At 71.8% G+C, this 15802-nt stretch carries 20 protein-coding genes; 9 read left to right on the top strand and 11 right to left on the bottom strand.

What is annotated here, in order from left to right:
- Positions 1-71: 71 nt before the first annotated feature.
- The gene (locus tag EV378_RS15475) at positions 72-1019 is read right to left on the bottom strand and encodes a LysR family transcriptional regulator (RefSeq protein ID WP_132425696.1); all 948 of its coding nucleotides are present in this window, start codon (positions 1017-1019) and stop codon (positions 72-74) included.
- A 133-nt stretch (positions 1020-1152) separates the two neighbouring features.
- On the opposite strand from EV378_RS15475, the gene EV378_RS15470 reads away from it, so the two are divergent.
- From EV378_RS15470 to EV378_RS15450, 5 genes are read left to right on the top strand one after another with little or no spacing between them, the layout of a single operon-like run.
- Positions 1153-1485, top strand: coding sequence for a hypothetical protein (locus tag EV378_RS15470; RefSeq protein WP_132425691.1), 333 nt, complete (start codon positions 1153-1155; stop codon positions 1483-1485).
- A gap of 42 nt (positions 1486-1527) precedes the next feature.
- On the top strand, positions 1528-2415 hold the full coding sequence (locus EV378_RS15465; protein WP_132425688.1) for an AAA family ATPase: 888 nt from the start codon (positions 1528-1530) through the stop codon (positions 2413-2415).
- Positions 2412-3557: a vWA domain-containing protein gene (locus EV378_RS15460; RefSeq protein ID WP_243653475.1), complete on the top strand. Its 1146-nt coding sequence runs from the start codon at positions 2412-2414 to the stop codon at positions 3555-3557. The genes EV378_RS15465 and EV378_RS15460 overlap by 4 nt, the downstream gene beginning before the upstream one ends.
- Before the next feature lie 26 nt (positions 3558-3583).
- Positions 3584-3880 (top strand): hypothetical protein, encoded by a 297-nt coding sequence (locus EV378_RS15455; protein ID WP_132425685.1) that lies wholly within the window; start codon positions 3584-3586, stop codon positions 3878-3880.
- A complete protein-coding gene (locus EV378_RS15450; protein WP_132425682.1) occupies positions 3877-4299 on the top strand; it encodes a hypothetical protein in 423 nt (140 codons plus the stop codon). Before EV378_RS15455 ends, EV378_RS15450 begins: the two co-directional genes overlap by 4 nt.
- A 98-nt stretch (positions 4300-4397) precedes the next feature.
- Here EV378_RS15450 and EV378_RS15445 read toward each other — a convergent pair whose 3' ends face one another.
- The 10 genes from EV378_RS15445 to EV378_RS15400 are packed head-to-tail and all read right to left on the bottom strand — an operon-like array spanning position 4398 to position 10512.
- The gene (locus tag EV378_RS15445; RefSeq protein ID WP_132425679.1) at positions 4398-4751 is read right to left on the bottom strand and encodes a hypothetical protein; all 354 of its coding nucleotides are present in this window, start codon (positions 4749-4751) and stop codon (positions 4398-4400) included.
- Positions 4751-5050: a hypothetical protein gene (locus tag EV378_RS15440; RefSeq protein WP_132425676.1), complete on the bottom strand. Its 300-nt coding sequence runs from the start codon at positions 5048-5050 to the stop codon at positions 4751-4753. The genes EV378_RS15445 and EV378_RS15440 overlap by 1 nt, the downstream gene beginning before the upstream one ends.
- 2 nt (positions 5051-5052) lie before the next feature.
- Entirely contained in the window at positions 5053-5331 is a 279-nt protein-coding gene (locus tag EV378_RS15435; protein ID WP_243653474.1) for a hypothetical protein, read from the bottom strand.
- Entirely contained in the window at positions 5328-5555 is a 228-nt protein-coding gene (locus EV378_RS15430) for a hypothetical protein (protein WP_132425673.1), read from the bottom strand. Before EV378_RS15430 ends, EV378_RS15435 begins: the two co-directional genes overlap by 4 nt.
- A 28-nt stretch (positions 5556-5583) precedes the next feature.
- The gene (locus EV378_RS15425) at positions 5584-5835 is read right to left on the bottom strand and encodes a hypothetical protein (protein WP_132425670.1); all 252 of its coding nucleotides are present in this window, start codon (positions 5833-5835) and stop codon (positions 5584-5586) included.
- A 22-nt stretch (positions 5836-5857) separates the two neighbouring features.
- Positions 5858-6433 carry an SRPBCC family protein gene (locus tag EV378_RS15420; protein WP_132425667.1) on the bottom strand — a complete coding sequence of 192 codons (576 nt, stop codon included), beginning with the start codon at positions 6431-6433 and terminating at the stop codon, positions 5858-5860.
- 3 nt (positions 6434-6436) lie between these two features.
- Positions 6437-8821, bottom strand: coding sequence for an aerobic carbon-monoxide dehydrogenase large subunit (locus EV378_RS15415; RefSeq protein WP_207908678.1), 2385 nt, complete (start codon positions 8819-8821; stop codon positions 6437-6439).
- A 13-nt stretch (positions 8822-8834) separates the two neighbouring features.
- Positions 8835-9398, bottom strand: a complete 564-nt coding sequence (locus EV378_RS15410; protein WP_132425664.1) for a (2Fe-2S)-binding protein — start codon at positions 9396-9398, stop codon at positions 8835-8837.
- The gene (locus EV378_RS15405; protein ID WP_132425661.1) at positions 9398-10267 is read right to left on the bottom strand and encodes an FAD binding domain-containing protein; all 870 of its coding nucleotides are present in this window, start codon (positions 10265-10267) and stop codon (positions 9398-9400) included. Before EV378_RS15405 ends, EV378_RS15410 begins: the two co-directional genes overlap by 1 nt.
- A gap of 5 nt (positions 10268-10272) precedes the next feature.
- Positions 10273-10512: a hypothetical protein gene (locus EV378_RS15400; RefSeq protein ID WP_132425658.1), complete on the bottom strand. Its 240-nt coding sequence runs from the start codon at positions 10510-10512 to the stop codon at positions 10273-10275.
- 295 nt (positions 10513-10807) lie between these two features.
- Between EV378_RS15400 and EV378_RS15395 the strand changes: the two genes are divergently transcribed.
- From EV378_RS15395 to EV378_RS15380, 4 genes are read left to right on the top strand one after another with little or no spacing between them, the layout of a single operon-like run.
- The gene (locus EV378_RS15395) at positions 10808-11278 is read left to right on the top strand and encodes a (2Fe-2S)-binding protein (protein ID WP_132427955.1); all 471 of its coding nucleotides are present in this window, start codon (positions 10808-10810) and stop codon (positions 11276-11278) included.
- A gap of 35 nt (positions 11279-11313) precedes the next feature.
- Positions 11314-13656: an aerobic carbon-monoxide dehydrogenase large subunit gene (locus tag EV378_RS15390; RefSeq protein ID WP_132427953.1), complete on the top strand. Its 2343-nt coding sequence runs from the start codon at positions 11314-11316 to the stop codon at positions 13654-13656.
- Entirely contained in the window at positions 13653-14675 is a 1023-nt protein-coding gene (locus tag EV378_RS15385) for an XdhC family protein (RefSeq protein ID WP_243653473.1), read from the top strand. Before EV378_RS15390 ends, EV378_RS15385 begins: the two co-directional genes overlap by 4 nt.
- Positions 14668-15789: an XdhC family protein gene (locus EV378_RS15380; RefSeq protein WP_132425655.1), complete on the top strand. Its 1122-nt coding sequence runs from the start codon at positions 14668-14670 to the stop codon at positions 15787-15789. Before EV378_RS15385 ends, EV378_RS15380 begins: the two co-directional genes overlap by 8 nt.
- The last annotated feature ends 13 nt before the right edge of the window (positions 15790-15802 follow it).

The raw sequence follows: 15802 nt of genomic DNA, 5'->3' as shown, positions 1-15802 counted from the left end.
CCTCGTCGCGGCGGAGCCCCATGGTGTTCCCCGGTCGCGGTGTCCGGCAAGACCTCCGGGCTCTGCCGGCCTCAGTTCCAGATCGTCACGTAGATCGGTGGACGGAACCGGGAGGGCGGGACGCCGGAACCGGGCGAGCGGAGCAGCTTCATCGCCTCCGGCGTGCTGAGGAAGTGCCGCATCGAGCCGGCCGCGGCCGACCGCCGGTCCAGCGTGAGGGTGGTGGCGTGCCAGACCACCTCCTTGGGCGTTCCCGGGACGTCGACGACGGCGAGCTCACGTCGTCGCGTCCGGTGCACGGCCAGGTGCGCCAGCGCGGGCGTGACACCGGCGCCGCCCGCGGCGGCGTCCCAGGCCGCGGTCTGGTTGGGGAACACCCGCAGCCGCGACTCCGGTATCCCGAGCGCGCGCAGCAGGCGGGCGACGTCGGTACCCGGGTCGGTCGCCTCGGAGTCCACGAGCCACGACCAGTCCACCGGAGCACCGCGCAGGCGGGTCCCCGGCGCTCCGAGGACCACCATCTGGGCCCGGAAGATCGGTTCGCTGACCAGACCCATACCGCGGTCGCCGGACAGGTCCGGGCCGAGCGCGACGTCGGCCAGACGCTGGGAGACCAGCGCCGACATCTCGGAGGTGGCGGCGACTCCCGTGGACACCTCGATGCGCCCCGAGGACCGCGCGCCGAACGCCTCCGCGAGCGGGCCGAGCACGAACTCGACCGCCGAGCTCGTCGCCACCAGGCGTAGCGGCTCCGGGGCGCCGTTCGCCGAGCGGACCGCCGTCTCGGCCTCCGCGCCGAGAGCCACCACCTGCGCAGCGATCGTGAGGAGGCGTTGCCCGCCGGGGGTCATCACCATGCCGCTGCCGCCGCGGGTGAGCAGCGGGTCACCGAGATACTTGCGCAGCGCCGCGATCGCCTGCGAGACGGCGGGCTCGCTGACCGAGAGCGCGTCCGCGGCCGCCTTGACCGATCCCAGACGCGCCACCAGGACGAACGCGGACAGCTGCGTCAACGTCATGTCGATCAGTCTCGCGTGCCGGGAGATATGGGTACATCGAAACCTAAGTGATCGGTTATCTACCGGTGGTGTGCCCGGCGGGGCTGCGGGACCATGTGCTGTCGTCCCAAGGGCGGGAAAGGGAGGAGCGGAGATGGCATCCGACGACGGCGGCGACGCCGGTGACGGCCAGGGTCTCGGCGTGCTCCGCGAGATCTGGTCGGCGAACGCGCAGAGCAGCGAGCAGGTCGAGGAACAGCTGCGCGGCAGCCGCACCAAGGTGTGCCGGAACATGCGAACGATCGGGTTCGGCGCGATGGCCCACGACGAGCCCGCGGGGGAGGACGGCACGAACACCCCCGTCGACACCGACATGCGGGCCGCGTGGCGGGAACAGCTCCGCAACGAGGGCAAGCTGCACCCGAACAGTGTGAGCGTCGGCGCGATGACCGAGTCCGGCGGACTCGACCACCGTCGGCATGACTGATCCCGGGCGCCCCGCGTCGCGCCCGACGACGGGGCCCGCGGCATGACGGCGCCGACCTCGGTCGCCGACCTGACGCAGCGGTTGCGAGACGGCGGCTACCTGGCCGACCGGGGCCTGGCCACGGCCGTGCACGTCGCGCTCTCGTTGAACCGCCCGATCCTGCTCGAGGGCGAGGTCGGGGTCGGCAAGACCGAGCTGGCCAAGACCCTGTCCTCGGTGCTCGACCGCACGCTCATCCGGCTGCAGTGCTACGAGGGGATCGACACCGGCCAGGCCATCTACGAGTGGGACTACGCCCGGCAGATGCTCTACATCCGGGCGATGTCCGAGCAGGACACCCGCCGCGAGGCGGAGGCCCCGGACCGTGTCGTGTCCGCCCTGTTCGGGCCCGATTTCCTGGTCGAGCGACCGCTCCTGTCGGCCGTGCGGGCCGGCTCCCGCGCGGTGCTGCTGATCGACGAGGTGGACCGGGCCGACGACGAGTTCGAGGCCTTCCTGCTGGAGCTGCTCGCCGAGTTCCAGGTGACCATCCCCGAGGTGGGGACGATCCGGAGCGACGACCCGCCGCTGGTGCTGCTCACCTCGAACCGCACCCGGGAGCTGCACGACGCGCTCAAGCGGCGGTGCCTGTACCACTGGCTGGACTACCCGCCGGTCGAGCGCGAGGTCGAGATCGTCACCGTCCGCGAGCCGGGTGTCCCGGAGGCGCTGGCGCGCAAGGTCGTGACCGCCGTGAACCGGCTGCGCGAGATGGACCTGGCCAAGCCGCCCGGTGTGGCGGAGAGCATCGACTGGGCCCGGACGCTGAACTTCCTCGGTGAGGATCTCGACCCGGACGCGGCAGGGCTCACGCTCGGCACCGTGGTGAAGGACCACGACGACGAGGAGTTCGTCCGGTCCCGTCTCGACGATCTCACCGCCCCGACGTGACCGCCGACCCGGGAACCGACCTGGTCCGGATCCTGGCGCGGTTCGCCCGGCGGTTGCGCGGTGAGGGCATGACGATCGGGTCCGGCGACGTGCTGGCCTTCAGCGCCGCAGCCGGCACGCTGGATCCGGCCGACCTCGTCGACCTGTACTGGGCAGGGCGGGTGTCGCTCGTCAGCCGCCGCGAGGACATCGACCTCTACCACCGCGTGTTCACGGAGTTCTTCCTGGACGCGCAGAACCCGGTGGAAGAGCTGGTGCGGGTGAACGCGACCACCGAGTCGGCCACCGAGTCGGCCGTGGAGATCCCCGCCGCCGAGCCCGGCGACGACGAGGAGGAGGACGAGGCGGGCAGGCTCGGGCTGGTCGCGTCCAATGTGGATCTGCTGCGCTCCCGGTCCTTCGCCGCGTGCTCCGACGACGAGCTCGCCGCACTGCGCCGGATCATGGCCACGATCCGGCTGTCCCCGCCGCGACGGCGGACCCGCCGGACCCGCCCGGCGCGGTCCGGTCCCGTGCCGCACATGCGGGCGACGTTGCGTCGGAGCCTGCGCTCGCACGGCGTGCCGGTGGAGCTCGCCTGGCGACGGCGCCGGATGCGGATGCGGCCGCTCGTGCTGATCCTGGACATCTCGGGCTCGATGGCCGACTACTCGCGCGCGCTGCTGCAGTTCGCGCACACCACCCAGCGGGCCTCCCGCTCGCTGTTCCGGGTGGAGGTGTACTGCTTCGGCACCCGCCTCACGCACCTGTCCGACCCGTTGCGCACCCGGCGCCCGGACGACGCGTTGCGGCGGGCCGCGGAGCGGGTGGTCGACTGGGAGGGCGGCACGCGGATCGGGGACTCGCTGGACGAGTTCGTCCGGCGCCACGGCCGGCGCGGGGCCGCCCGCGGTGCGGTCGTGGTCATCTGCTCGGACGGGCACGACCGGGGGTCGCCCGACGTGCTGGAGTCGGCGATGCAGCGCCTGTCCCGGCTCTGCCACCGGGTCGTCTGGGTCAGCCCGCACGCCGGCGGGCACGGGCGGCGGGAACCGCAGCCGGTGGGCATGATGGTGGCGGAACCACACGTGGACGTGGTGCTGTCCGGTCACGATCTGGACAGCCTGGAACGGCTGGCCGGACTGCTGCCGACGCTGCGCTGAGCCGGGATCGGCACGAGGAACGAGGGGTGAGCGTGCGCTGGAGCGTGAGCGTGCATGCCGAGGGTGACCGGACGATCACCCACGACGAGGTGCTGCGGCTGGCCGATGCCGTCGCCGTGCACCAGGGGGTGGCCAGCGGCATCGGCACCCCGGGCTACGGGGCGCAGATCGTGGTCGACGCGGACACCGAGCCGGAGGCGGTCGGGCGCGGTCGGGTGGTGTTCGCCGAGGTGGTGGAGGAGGCCGGCCTGCCCGGCTTCCCGATCGTGCGGGTGGACGCGATCAGCGAAGAGGCGGACGCCGATCCGGACGTCGTGCCGTGATCCGCCTCGGGTCGCTGGCCGGATACGCGTTCTCCGGCCCCCGGTTGCTCGGTGGCTGGACCCCGCCCGCCGCGCCGGCGGTCTACGCCATCCTCTACAAGCCCGACCCGGATCGCGACCGGTTCGCGGTGATCTACGTCGGGTACTGCGACGACCTCGCGACCGAGGGGCTCCCGTTCCGGCACCGGAGCAGTCCCTGCTGGGTCAAGCGGGCCGGTTCCAAGTGGAACCTGCACATCGCGACCTTGGAGGTGCCCGGTGGGGGGCCCGGGCACCGGAGGATGATCGCCGAGGAGCTCGTCGGGATGTACGAGCCGCACTGCAACGACGAGCGGTTCGACGCGTCATGGCGGGACGAGTGGATCGGCGCCTACTCCGACGCACCGAGCACCGCCCCGCTGCCGCCGCACGGCAACTGACCGGCACGTCCTCCGTACGCGGCAGCGGCGCCGGCCCCGGGGATCCGGGGCCGGCGCCGCTCACCCGGCGGTGATGCGGTCGGAGGGGGTGCGACCGATCAGCCGCTGGGCCGGTAGCCCACGGCTTCGGCGAGTCGGGAGCGGCGGCGGCCCGATGCCGGGACGGCCACGGAGGGCCGCGGCGGCGCAGGGGTCACGCTGCCCACGATGTTCTCGGCGAAGCCGTAGAGCAGTGGTAGCGCGCCGGCGACGGTGCCGCCGGAGCGGTTGATGTGCTCGAGGCCGGGCTGGATCGCCTCCGCGTCGGAGTCGATCCGTCGCACGGATTCGGAGCACTCCTCCAGGTTGGTGGCCACCCGGGTCAGCAGGGTGCCGACCCAGAACAGGTAGAACGCCAGCCCGGCGATCAGCGCGACGACCGCGAGGACCGACAGGACGATCAGCAGGGTCATCACCGACCACCTCCGTTCACCGCGACCGCCGATCGGTCCAGCGGTACGCGTCCCAGGAACAGGTGGTGCTGCAGCCCCTCGGCCAGCACCCGGTCCACCGCGTCACCGGTCTGCGGGATCAGCTGCGTGGACCGCGTGTTCCCGGTGATCGTCGACAGCGTGTCGCGGATCTCGGCGACCCGCCGATCGATGATCTTCACGAACCACACGAGCAGGCTGAGCAGCGCGGCGACCGCGACGACGACGACGAAACCCGCGATGACGGCGACCCACCAGGCCGTGATCTCCTCCGGAGCCATGCTCACCCTCCCAGTCGTTGCCGGCCGCGGCGCAGCCCGGCCGTGATCACGTCGGCGTGGTCGATGGTCACGGCGAGGTCGGCCAGCGGGCGGGTGTGCCGTTCGGCGTCACTCAGCGCGGCGTTGATCCCCGGTGCCTGCTTCCCGATCCGGAACGCGAGCACCAGGATCGGGACCACGAGGGCCACGACGACCAGTACCACCACGATCCCGATCGCGAAGCCCACGTACCAGCCGGTCAGGTCCGCCCCGCCGGCCTGGGCCAGTGCCGCGGTACTCACACCGACTCGCAGAAGTCGCGGACCGGCTTGAGGTTGGCGTTCACCGACGGCACCACGTCGGGGACGGTCGCCGTCGACGCGGCGATCGCCTGCACACCTCCGGTCAGGGTGGCCAGCGTCTTGCTGACGTGGCGCAGGTGCAGGATGACCCGGAGAAGCCCGAGTCCTGTCACGGCGATGATGAGCGCCGCGATGATCAGCGTCGCCCAAGCAGCAGCGGGCATGGCACGTTCCTTCCTCGTTCGGGGGAGCTCACAGCAGCTTGGCGACGCTGCCGGCGTAGCGGGTGGCGCCCACCGTCACCTGCTTCACCGTCGCGTCGGTCGTGGCGAGCAGTTGCGGGACGGGTTCGAGGCGCCCGGACAGCCGCACGCCGTCGGCCAGGATGTCGTCGGCCGCCCAGCGGATCCGCTCGACCGCGGCGAGTACGCGGTTGAGCAGCGCCACGACCACCGGGAACACCACCAGGAGCAGGACCGCGTTACCGATCCACCAGAGAGTCATGTGTGTCGTCCTCCTCGTGACGTCAGGGCCGCGTGCTCGGGCCGAAGAACCGGCGCAGGACGCGCTTGAGAGCCATCACGGCGGCGGAGACACCGATGCTCAGCGCACTGGCCTGCTTGGCCCGCACGATCGTGCCGGTTCCGCCCGCACCGCCGCTGTTGATCTTCGCCTCGACGCAGTCGGCGAAGCTGCGCATCAGCACGCCGGAGACGTCGGCGATCATGCCGCGACCGAACTGCGCCGCCGCACCGGAGATCTGCAGGTCCATCGAGACGTCGACCTTGGTCTTGCCGCCGACGCTGCTCAGCCGCATGGTCATCGTCATGTCGGCGTTGCCCTTGCCCTTGTCCTCAGAGCCCGCCGCGTGCAGCACCAGCGTGTGTGTGGCCTCGTTGGAGTCCACGAGCTCGGCGACACCGGTGAACCGCATGGTCACCGGGCCGAGACGTTGCACCACCTTGCCCTCGTAGCGGTCGCCGCCGAAGTCCTGGGTGAGCTCGGCTCCCGGCAGGCAGGGAACCAGGCCCGGGAGGTCCTGGAGCTCAGCCCAGACCTTGTCGATCGGGGCGCCGACCGAAAAGTCGATCTCGATCAGCACGGGTCAGTCCCCCTTGACCGGCGGCGCGCCGGAGTAGTCGTGGCCGGTCCGCAGCGCTTCCCAGACCCGGTCCGGCAACACCGGCATGTCGATGTTGCGGACCCCCGTGTGCCGGACCGCGTCGATCACCGCGTTCACGAACGCCGCCGGGCCGCCGACGGTCGCGCACTCGCCGACGCCCTTGGCGCCGATCGGGTGGTGGGGGCAGGGGGTGACGACCTCGTGCAGCTCGAACCCGGGGGTCTCCCAGGCGCTGGGCAGCAGGTAGTCCATGAAGTTCGAGCCCACGATGTTGCCCTCGGCGTCGTAGGTCTGGAACTGCATGCTGGCCATCGCGTACGCCTCGGTCAGACCGCCCATGATCTGGCCCTCGACGATCATCGGGTTGATGCGCACACCGCAGTCGTCGACGGCCACGAAGCGCAGCACGTCCCACACGCCGGTCTCCGGGTCCACCTCGACCATGGCGATGTAGCAGGCGAACGGCCAGGTCAGGTTCGGCGGGTCGTAGTACGCGTTGCCCTCCAGGCCGGGCTCCATGCCGTCGGGCATGTTGGCGTACGCGGCGGCCGCGCACTCCTGGATGCTCACGCCGCGGTCCTGCGCGCCGCGCACGTAGAACCTGCCGAGCTCCCACTCGACGTCCTCTTCGGACACCTCGAGCAGGTGCGCGGCGAGCTTGCGCGCCTTGGCCCGGATCTTGCGGGAGACCATGGACACCGCGGCGCCGGCCACCGGCGTGGACCGCGAGGCGTAGGTGCCCATGCCGTACGGGGCGGTGTCGGTGTCGCCCTCCTCGACGAGCACGTCGTCGGCGGGCAGGCCCAGCTCGTGCGCGACGATCTGCGCCCAGGTGGTCTCGTGCCCCTGACCCTGCGACCGTGCCCCGGTCCGCAGGATCGCCTTGCCGCTCGGGTGCACCCGGAGCTCGGCGGAGTCGAACATCTTGATGCCGAGGATGTCGTACTCGCGGCTGTTCCCGGCGCCGAGCGGCTCGGTCATCGTCGAGATGCCGATGCCCAGCAGCCGCCCGCGCTTGCGTGCCTCCGCCTGCTCCACGAGGAAGTCCTGGTAGCCGATGGCGTCCAGGCCGACCTTGAGACACTTGCCGTACTGGCCCGAGTCGACCAGGAAGCCGAACGGCGTCCTGGCCGGGAACGCGTCGTCCGGCAGCAGGTTGACCCGGCGGAACTCGGCCTGGTCCATGCCCAGGTCGTCGGCCGCGGCCTGCACCATCCGTTCCTGGAAGAACATCGCCTCGGTGACCCGGAACGAGCACCGGTAGGCGACCCCGCCGGGCGCCTTGTTGGTGTACGCGCCCTCCGCGGTGATGTGCCCCGACGGGACGTCGTAGCAGGCGAACGCCGAGTGCAGCAGGCCGACCTTGAACTTGGTGGGCTGGGCGTCGGCGAAGAACGCGCCCTGGTCGGTGGTCACGTGCATCCGGACCCCGAGCATCTTGCCGTCGCGACGCAGCGCGATCTCGCCGTCCAGGTACATGTCCCGGCCGAACCCGGTCGAGATCAGATTGGACGACCGGTCCTCCACCCACTTGACCGGCTTCCCGGTCAGGATCGAGCCCAGGATCGAGCACACGTAGCCGGGGTAGACCGGCACCTTGTTCCCGAAGCCACCGCCCAGGTCGGGCGAGATCACCCGGATCAGGTGCTCGGGCAGCTCGGCGATCAGCGCCACCGCGGAGCGGACGATGTGCGGGGCCTGCGAGGTGCAGTACAGCGTCAGCTTCCCGGTGCCGAGGTCGTAGTCGGCCACCGATCCGCACGGCTCCAGCGGCGACGGGTGGCTGCGCGGGTAGTGCATCGAGATCGTGGACACCACGTCCGCCTCGGCGAACGCCTTGTCGGTCGCGGTCTTGTCGCCGACGTCCCACCGGTAGGACCGGTTGTCGGTCTGGCCCGCCTTGTCGTCCCGGATGACCGGGGCGTCCGGCGCCATGGCCTGCTTCGGGTTGACGATCGGGGGCAGCGACTCGTACTCGACGACGATCGCCTCGATGCCGTCGCGGGCGATGTAGGGGTCGTCCGCGATGACGCAGGCCACCTCCTGCCCCTGGAAGCGCACCTTGTCGGTGGCCAGCACCGCCTGGGTGTCGTAGGACAGCGTCGGCATCCACGCGAGGTTGCGCTGTGCGGCCATCTCACCGGTCAGCACCAGTCGCACGCCCGGGATCGCCCATGCCGCGGAGGTGTCGATGGAGGTGATCCGGGCGTGCGCCAGCGGGCTGCGCAGGATCTCCATGTGCAGCATGCCGGGCATCACCACGTCGTCGACGTAGGTGCCGCGGCCGCGGATGAACCGGTTGTCCTCGGCCCGCTTGCGGCTCGAGCCGAGCCCACCGATCTTGACTTCGTCCAGTGTCTGGGTCACGGGGTCGCTCCTCTCAGAGCGTCGCGTCGGAACGTGGTGCGGTCACGGTCGGATCGGCCTCGGCCGCACCGTCCACGGCCCGCTGCTTCTCGGCCGCCCACAACACGGCCTTGACGATGTTCTGGTAGCCGGTGCACCGGCAGAGGTTGCCGCCCAGCGCCCAGCGAACGTCCTCCTCCGACGGGTTCGCGTTGCGGCTGACCAGCGCCTTCGAGGCCAACATCATCCCGGGGGTGCAGAAGCCGCACTGCAGCGCGTGCTCCTCCTTGAACCCCTCCTGCACGGGGTCCAGCTCACTCGGCGTGCCCAGTCCCTCGACGGTCGTGACCTCGTGGCCCTCGGCCTGGACGGCCAGCATCGTGCACGACTTCACCGGCTCGCCGTCGTAGAGCACGGTGCACGCACCGCAGTTGGTCGTGTCGCATCCGATGTGCGTGCCGGTCAACCCGAGACCCTGCCGCAGCAGGTGTGCCAGCAGCAGCCGCGGCTCGACCTCGACCGTCCTCGACTCCCCGTTCACGGAGACCGTGACCCGGCGCAGTTCCACGCCGTCCTCCTTCGACATCGGGATACTCATCAGGCGGCCACCGCCGCCGTGAAGCCGGACAGCGCCCGGCGGGTGAACGACGCGATGACGTGGCGCTTGAAGTCGGAGCTGCCCCGGTGGTCGCTCTTGGGCTGGGCGATCCCGGCGGCGAGCTCGGCGGCCCGCTCGACGGTCACCGGCTCCAGCCGGCCGCCCACCAGCGCCTCGGCGGCGTCGGTGGCGTTCAGCGTCGTGGCGCCGACGCCGGTGAGCGCGATCCCGGCCCGGGTGACCCGGCCGTCCCCGGCGATCTCCAGCGCGACCGCGAGCCCGGCGGTGGCGAAGTCCCCGATCCGGCGCTCGAGCTTGAGGAACGCCCCGTGCCGGACGTCGCGGGGGGCCGGGACCCGCGCGCCGACCGCGATCTCGTCGTGCTCCAGGGAGTTCTGGAACGGGCCGACGGAGAAGCTCTCCACCGGGATCCGGCGCTCCCCGCGCCTGCTGCGCGCGACGACCTCGCCGCCCAGTGCGATCATCGCCGCCGCCCAGTCGCCCTGCGGGTCGGAGTGGCACAGCGAGCCCACGAGGGTCCCGCGGCTGCGCACGATCGGGTCGGCGACCAGCGGCGCGCACGCGGCCAGGGTGGGGTGCCTGCCGGGCAGGACCGTGGAGCGCTCCAGGTCCACGTGCCGGCACAGGGCGCCGACGTGCAGGACGCCGTCCGCGTCCTCCCGGTGGAACGCCAGGTCGGGGATGTTGTTGATGTCGATCAGCATCTCGGGCTGGGCGAACCGCAGCTTGAGCAGCGGGACCAGGCTCTGCCCGCCGGCCAGGATCTTGGCCTCGTCGTTCTCGGCGAGAAGGGACAGGGCGTCGTCAAGGCTTCGGGGGGCCTCGTAACGGAAACGTGGCGGGTACATGCGTGCTACTCCTCGTCTGCGGGGAGCCTGTGGGCGCCGCGACCGGCACCGGGGGTGGGTTCGACGATGGCCACGGGTCCGGCCTCGTCCTCGGGGTCGGGCCTGGGCTGCTGGTGCGGCGGCCACGGCCCGGCCACCGGCTGGCCCGCGACCTTCATGAACCCGACCATGCCCGGGAAGTCGAAGATCGTCGGGCTCGCGCCGGGAGTCGGAGAAGGATCGGGCTCGCCGAACAGTTCGGCCATGCGGGGGTTGCGGCCTGTACGACTGTCAGGTTCGGTCGCCATCGTTGGCAGTCCTTCCGGCGGTCGCCTCCCCGGGAACCTCCGGGGATTGCGCGCGTGGGTTCGGATGATCGCGCCACTGTGCACGCCTGTGGCCCCGAACACACGCGGACCATAAGCAATCACTTAAGGACGTTTGCCCGGAGACCGCGTGTGGGGACACCATTGCGCTCCGGTGCGCCCCGTCACACCCGGAGTGGGCGAGCCGATGCGCGTGCGTGGACCGGGTCATCGACGGCGAGGACGGTGCGTGGCCATGCTGATCCGGGTCGACGTCAACGGCGCCGACCATCTCGTCGACGTCGAGCCCCGGCTCCTGCTGGTGCACCTTCTGCGCGACGAGCTGCGGCTGACCGGCACGCACTGGGGGTGCGACACGTCCAACTGCGGGGCCTGCACGGTGTGGCTGGACGACGTCCCGGTGAAGTCCTGCACGGTCCTCGCCGTGATGGCCGACGGGCACCGGGTCCGCACCGTCGAGGGGCTGGAGTCGCGTTCCGGGCTGGACCAGGTGCAGCGCTCGTTCGTCGAGTGTCACGGGCTGCAGTGCGGGTTCTGCACCCCCGGCATCCTGATGACCGCCCGCTGGCTGCTCGACCGCAACCCGGACCCGACCGAGACCGACGTGCGGGAGGCGATCAGCGGCCAGGTGTGCCGCTGCACCGGTTACGCGAACATCGTCCGGGCGATCCGCCACGCGGCCGAGACGGAGCGGGAGGCGTCGTGACCGCGGTCGCGCCGAACCCGGCCGGGCTGGGGCGGATGCCCCGCCGCGAGGACGCCCGGCTGGTCCGCGGCCGCGGGCGGTTCGTCGACGACATCGTGCTGCCCGGGATGCTGCACGGCGCCGTGCTGCGCAGCCCGCACGCCCACGCGCGGATCGTGTCCGTGGACACCAGCGCCGCCGAGTCGCACCCGAAGGTGCGCGCCGTGCTGACCGGCGCCGACCTCGAGGCGCGCGGCATGGCCTGGATCCCCACCCCGTCCCACGACGTCGCCGCGGTACTGGCCACCGACAAGGTCCGCTACCAGGGGCAGGAGGTCGCGTTCGTGGTCGCCGAGGACCGCTACGCGGCCCGCGACGCGCTCGCCCTGATCGAGGTGGAGTACGAGGACCTTCCCGTGGTCACCGACGCCCGCACGGCCCTCGACCCGGACACCCCCGTGATCCGTGACGAGATGCCCGGCCGCACGGACAACCACGTGTTCGACTGGGAGAGCGGCGACGAGGCCGCCACCGACGCGGTGTTCGCCGCCGCCGATCACGTCTCGCGCTGCGAGCTGATCTACCCCAGGGTGCACCCCGCCCCCCTGGAGACCTGCGGGGTGGTGGCGCACCTGGACCCGCTCGACGGGCGCGTCACCGTGCACTGCACCGCGCAGGCCCCGCACACCCACCGGGTGCTCTACTCGCGCATCACGGGGATTGCCGAGTCCCGGATCCGGGTGATCGCCCCGGACATCGGAGGGGGGTTCGGGAACAAGGTCGCGATGTACCCGGGTTACCTGTGCGCGCTGGTCGGGTCGATGGTCACCGGCGCTCCCGTGAAGTGGGTCGAGGACCGCTCGGAGAACCTGATGGCGACCTCGTTCGCCCGCGACTTCCACATGGCCGGAGAGATCGCGTCCACGCGGGACGGCCGGATCCGGGGCGTCCGGGTGACGGTCCTGGCCGACCACGGCGCGTTCAACGCCACCTCGCAGCCCTCCCGGTTCCCTGCCGGGTTCTTCGGCGTGTTCACCGGATCGTACGACCTGGAGGCGGCGCACTGCCGGGTCACCGGCGTGTACACGAACAAGGCACCCGGCGGCGTGGCCTACGCCTGCTCGTTCCGGATCACCGAGGCGTCCTACCTCGTGGAGCGTCTCGTCGACGTTCTCGCCCACGACCTGGGGCTGGATCCCGCGGCGCTGCGCATGGCGAACCTGCTGCGTCCCGACCAGTTCCCGCACGCCACCCCGACCGGCTGGGAGTACGACTCGGGGGACTACCCGGCGACGCTGCGCCTGGCCCTCGACATGGCCGGGTACGAGCAGCTGCGCCGTGAGCAGGTGGAGTCGCGGGCCGCGTACGAGCGCACCGGGCAGGGCACCCTCACCGGGGTCGGGATCAGCTTCTTCACCGAGGCCGTCGGGGCGGGCCCGCGCCGGATGATGGACATCATGGGCCTCGGCATGGCCGACGGTGCCGATCTGCGCGTCCATCCGTCCGGCGGGGCACAGCTCGCCGTGTCCTGCATGAGCCAGGGCCAGGGGCACGAGACGACGTTCGCCCAGATCGTCGCCCACGAGCTGGGCATCCCGTACGACGAGATCGTGGTCGTGCAGGGCGACACCGACCGCACCCCGTTCGGGATGGGCACCTACGGGTCCCGGTCCACGCCCGTGTCCGGGGCGGCGACGGTGATGGCGGCGCGCAAGGTGCGCGACCGGGCGCGGCTGGTCGCCGCCGCGATGCTCGAGGTGGCCGCGGACGACCTGGAGTGGGTACCCGGACGCTGGCAGGTGCGTGGCGTGCCGACCTCGGGCGTGTCGCTGCGCGAGATCGCCGCCGCCGCGCACTCCGACCTCGACCTGCCCGACGGCGTCGAGGGACATCTGGACGCCTCGTGCGTGTACAACCCGCCGAACCTCACCTACCCGTGCGGCGCCTACGTCTGCGTCGTGGACGTCGATCCCGCGATCGGGACGGTGGACGTGCGCCGCTTCGTCGCGGTCGACGACTGCGGTGTGCGGATCAACCCCACGATCGTCGAGGGGCAGATCCACGGGGGACTGGCGGACGGGATCGGGATGGCCCTGATGGAGCTCGTGACCTTCGACGACGCCGGCAACCACCTGGCCGCGTCGTTCATGGACTACCTGTTGCCGACCTCGATGGAGTGTCCGTCGTGGGAGCTGGGAGAGACCGTGACACCTTCACCTCATCATCCGATCGGCGCCAAGGGCGTCGGCGAGTCGGCCACGGTCGGCTCGCCCGCTGCCGTGGTCAACGCCGTGCTGAACGCGATCGGGGTCCGGCACGCTGACATGCCGCTGACCCCGGCCCAGGTGTGGTGCGCCCTCCAGGGGACGCCGCTGCGGACCGACCGGGCGATCCAGTGATCACCACGGGCCGCGGCGAGCTGCTGGCGCGCGTCACCGATCTGCGGGCCGACCGGACGCCGTTCGTCCTGGCGACCGTCGTCCGCGCGGAGCGGCCGACCAGCGCCAAGCCTGGCGACTGCGCGCTGGTGCTCTCGGACGGCACCATCGACGGATTCGTCGGCGGGTCGTGCGCGGAGTCGACCGTCCGCCTGGAGAGCCTGCGTCTGCTCGCGGCGGGTGGCTCGGAGCTGCTGCGGATCACCCCGGACGCGGGTGCCGGCGAGCAGCCGGTCGAGGGGCTGCGCACGGTCGGCAACCCGTGCCTGTCCGGCGGCACGCTCGAGATCTTCCTGGAGTCGATGGTCCCCCCGACGATGGTGACGGTGTTCGGCGAGGCTCCGATCGCGCGTGCGCTGGTGCGGGTCGGGCGGAGCCTCGACTACGACGTCCGCTCGAGTACCGACCCGGGGGACGTGATCTCCCCGGAGGCCGCAGCGGTCGTGGTCGCCTCGCACGGCCGGGACGAGGCAGGCGTCCTGCGGGCTGCGCTGGACGCGGACGTGCCCTACGTCGCGCTGGTGGCCAGCCCCCGGCGGGCGGCGGGCGTGCGCCAGGAGCTGAGAGACCTCGGGGTCACCGACGGGCAGCTGGCCCGCCTCTCCAGCCCGGCCGGGATGGACATCGGCGCGCGGACCGCTCCGGAGATCGCGCTGTCGGTCTTCGCCGAGCTCCTCGAACGTCTCACCACGCTCGAGGGTCGCTCCACCGTGCAGGCGGCCGATGCGGCGGGCCCCGCGACCGCTCCGGACACGGACCGCGGCGCACCGGTGGTGGACGGCTCCGCGTCCGGTGCGGCGGACGGGGTCGCGACGGACCCGGTCTGCGGGATGTCGGTGGCGACGGTGCCGAGCAGCCTGTCCGTCGAGCACGATGGTCGGACCGTCTGGTTCTGCGCGACCGGCTGCAGGAAGGCCTTCCTGGACGACCCGGCCCGGTTCGTCGAGGCCGGCCCGTCGGACGGGCACTGCCATGCGTGACGTGATCGACCGGCTCGAGGGTTGGTGGAAGAACGACCAGCCGGTCGCGCTGGCCACCGTGGTCGGTACGTGGCGGTCCTCGCCGCGCCAGGCGGGCGCGTCGATGCTGGTCGGGCCCGGTGGTGAGGCGGTGGGCAGTGTGTCCGGCGGCTGTGTGGAGGGCGCGGTCTACGAGCTGGGTGAGCAGGTGTTGGCCGAGGACCGCCCGGTGCTGCAGCGCTACGGCGTCTCCGACGACGACGCGTTCTCGATCGGCCTGACCTGCGGCGGGATCCTGGACGTGTTCGTGGAGAAGGTCACCCCGCAGACCTACGAGCAGTTCGGCCGGATCGCCGACGCGGTCCGCGACGAGGACCCGGTCGCCGTCGCGACCATCGTCACCGGCCCCGCGGAGCGCCTGGGTAGGCGTTTGGTGGTGTGGCCGGACCGCACCGAGGGCGGGTTCGGCTCGGACCGCATCGACGACGCGGTCCGCGACGACGCCCGCGGCCTGCTCGACGCCGGCCGGAACTCCCTGCTGACCTACGGCGTCAACGGCGAGCGCCGCGGGGAGGGCCTGACCGTGTTCGTGGAGTCGTTCGCGCCGCCGCCGCGGATGATCGTGTTCGGGGCGATCGACTTCGCCGCGGCCGTGGCCAAGATGGGCTCGTTCCTGGGGTTCCGGGTGACGGTGTGCGATGCGCGTCCGGTGTTCGCGACGGCCACCCGGTTCCCGGGCGCGAACGAGGTCGTCGTGGAGTGGCCGCACCGCTACCTGCAGGCCGAGGCGGACGCGGGACGGATCGACGGGCGCACCGCGCTGTGTGTGCTCACCCATGATCCGAAGTTCGACGTGCCGTTGCTCGAGGTCGCGTTGCGGCTGCCGGAGGTCGGCTACATCGGGGCGATGGGGTCGCGGCGCACCCACGACGACCGGCTGGCCCGGCTCAAGGAGCAGGGCGTCACCGACACCGAGCTCGCGAAGATGTCGTCGCCGATCGGGCTCGACCTCGGTGCCCGTACCCCGGAGGAGACGGCGGTCTCGATCGCCGCCGAACTGATCGCCCACCACTGGGGCGGTGCCGGCGTCCGACTCGCCGAGCGCGACGGACCCATCCACGCCGGTTCGGCCTGACCGGACGTACTCG

The sequence above is a fragment of the Pseudonocardia endophytica genome (assembly GCF_004339565.1).
Lineage (GTDB): Bacteria > Actinomycetota > Actinomycetes > Mycobacteriales > Pseudonocardiaceae > Pseudonocardia > Pseudonocardia endophytica.
This window is presented reverse-complemented; position numbering and strand designations above follow the sequence as displayed.

What these genes read in the sequence shown, in the direction of transcription:
- EV378_RS15475 (WP_132425696.1), bottom strand. Translation starts at nt 1,019, where the DNA reads ATGACGTTGACGCAGCTGTCCGCGTTCGTCCTGGTGGCGCGTCTGGGA.
- EV378_RS15470 (WP_132425691.1), top strand. Translation starts at nt 1,153, where the DNA reads ATGGCATCCGACGACGGCGGCGACGCCGGTGACGGCCAGGGTCTCGGC.
- EV378_RS15465 (WP_132425688.1), top strand. Translation starts at nt 1,528, where the DNA reads ATGACGGCGCCGACCTCGGTCGCCGACCTGACGCAGCGGTTGCGAGAC.
- EV378_RS15445 (WP_132425679.1), bottom strand. Translation starts at nt 4,751, where the DNA reads ATGACCCTGCTGATCGTCCTGTCGGTCCTCGCGGTCGTCGCGCTGATC.
- EV378_RS15440 (WP_132425676.1), bottom strand. Translation starts at nt 5,050, where the DNA reads ATGGCTCCGGAGGAGATCACGGCCTGGTGGGTCGCCGTCATCGCGGGT.
- EV378_RS15430 (WP_132425673.1), bottom strand. Translation starts at nt 5,555, where the DNA reads ATGCCCGCTGCTGCTTGGGCGACGCTGATCATCGCGGCGCTCATCATC.
- EV378_RS15425 (WP_132425670.1), bottom strand. Translation starts at nt 5,835, where the DNA reads ATGACTCTCTGGTGGATCGGTAACGCGGTCCTGCTCCTGGTGGTGTTC.
- EV378_RS15410 (WP_132425664.1), bottom strand. Translation starts at nt 9,398, where the DNA reads ATGAGTATCCCGATGTCGAAGGAGGACGGCGTGGAACTGCGCCGGGTC.
- EV378_RS15405 (WP_132425661.1), bottom strand. Translation starts at nt 10,267, where the DNA reads ATGTACCCGCCACGTTTCCGTTACGAGGCCCCCCGAAGCCTTGACGAC.
- EV378_RS15400 (WP_132425658.1), bottom strand. Translation starts at nt 10,512, where the DNA reads ATGGCCGAACTGTTCGGCGAGCCCGATCCTTCTCCGACTCCCGGCGCG.
- EV378_RS15395 (WP_132427955.1), top strand. Translation starts at nt 10,808, where the DNA reads ATGCTGATCCGGGTCGACGTCAACGGCGCCGACCATCTCGTCGACGTC.
- EV378_RS15390 (WP_132427953.1), top strand. Translation starts at nt 11,314, where the DNA reads ATGCCCCGCCGCGAGGACGCCCGGCTGGTCCGCGGCCGCGGGCGGTTC.
- EV378_RS15380 (WP_132425655.1), top strand. Translation starts at nt 14,668, where the DNA reads ATGCGTGACGTGATCGACCGGCTCGAGGGTTGGTGGAAGAACGACCAG.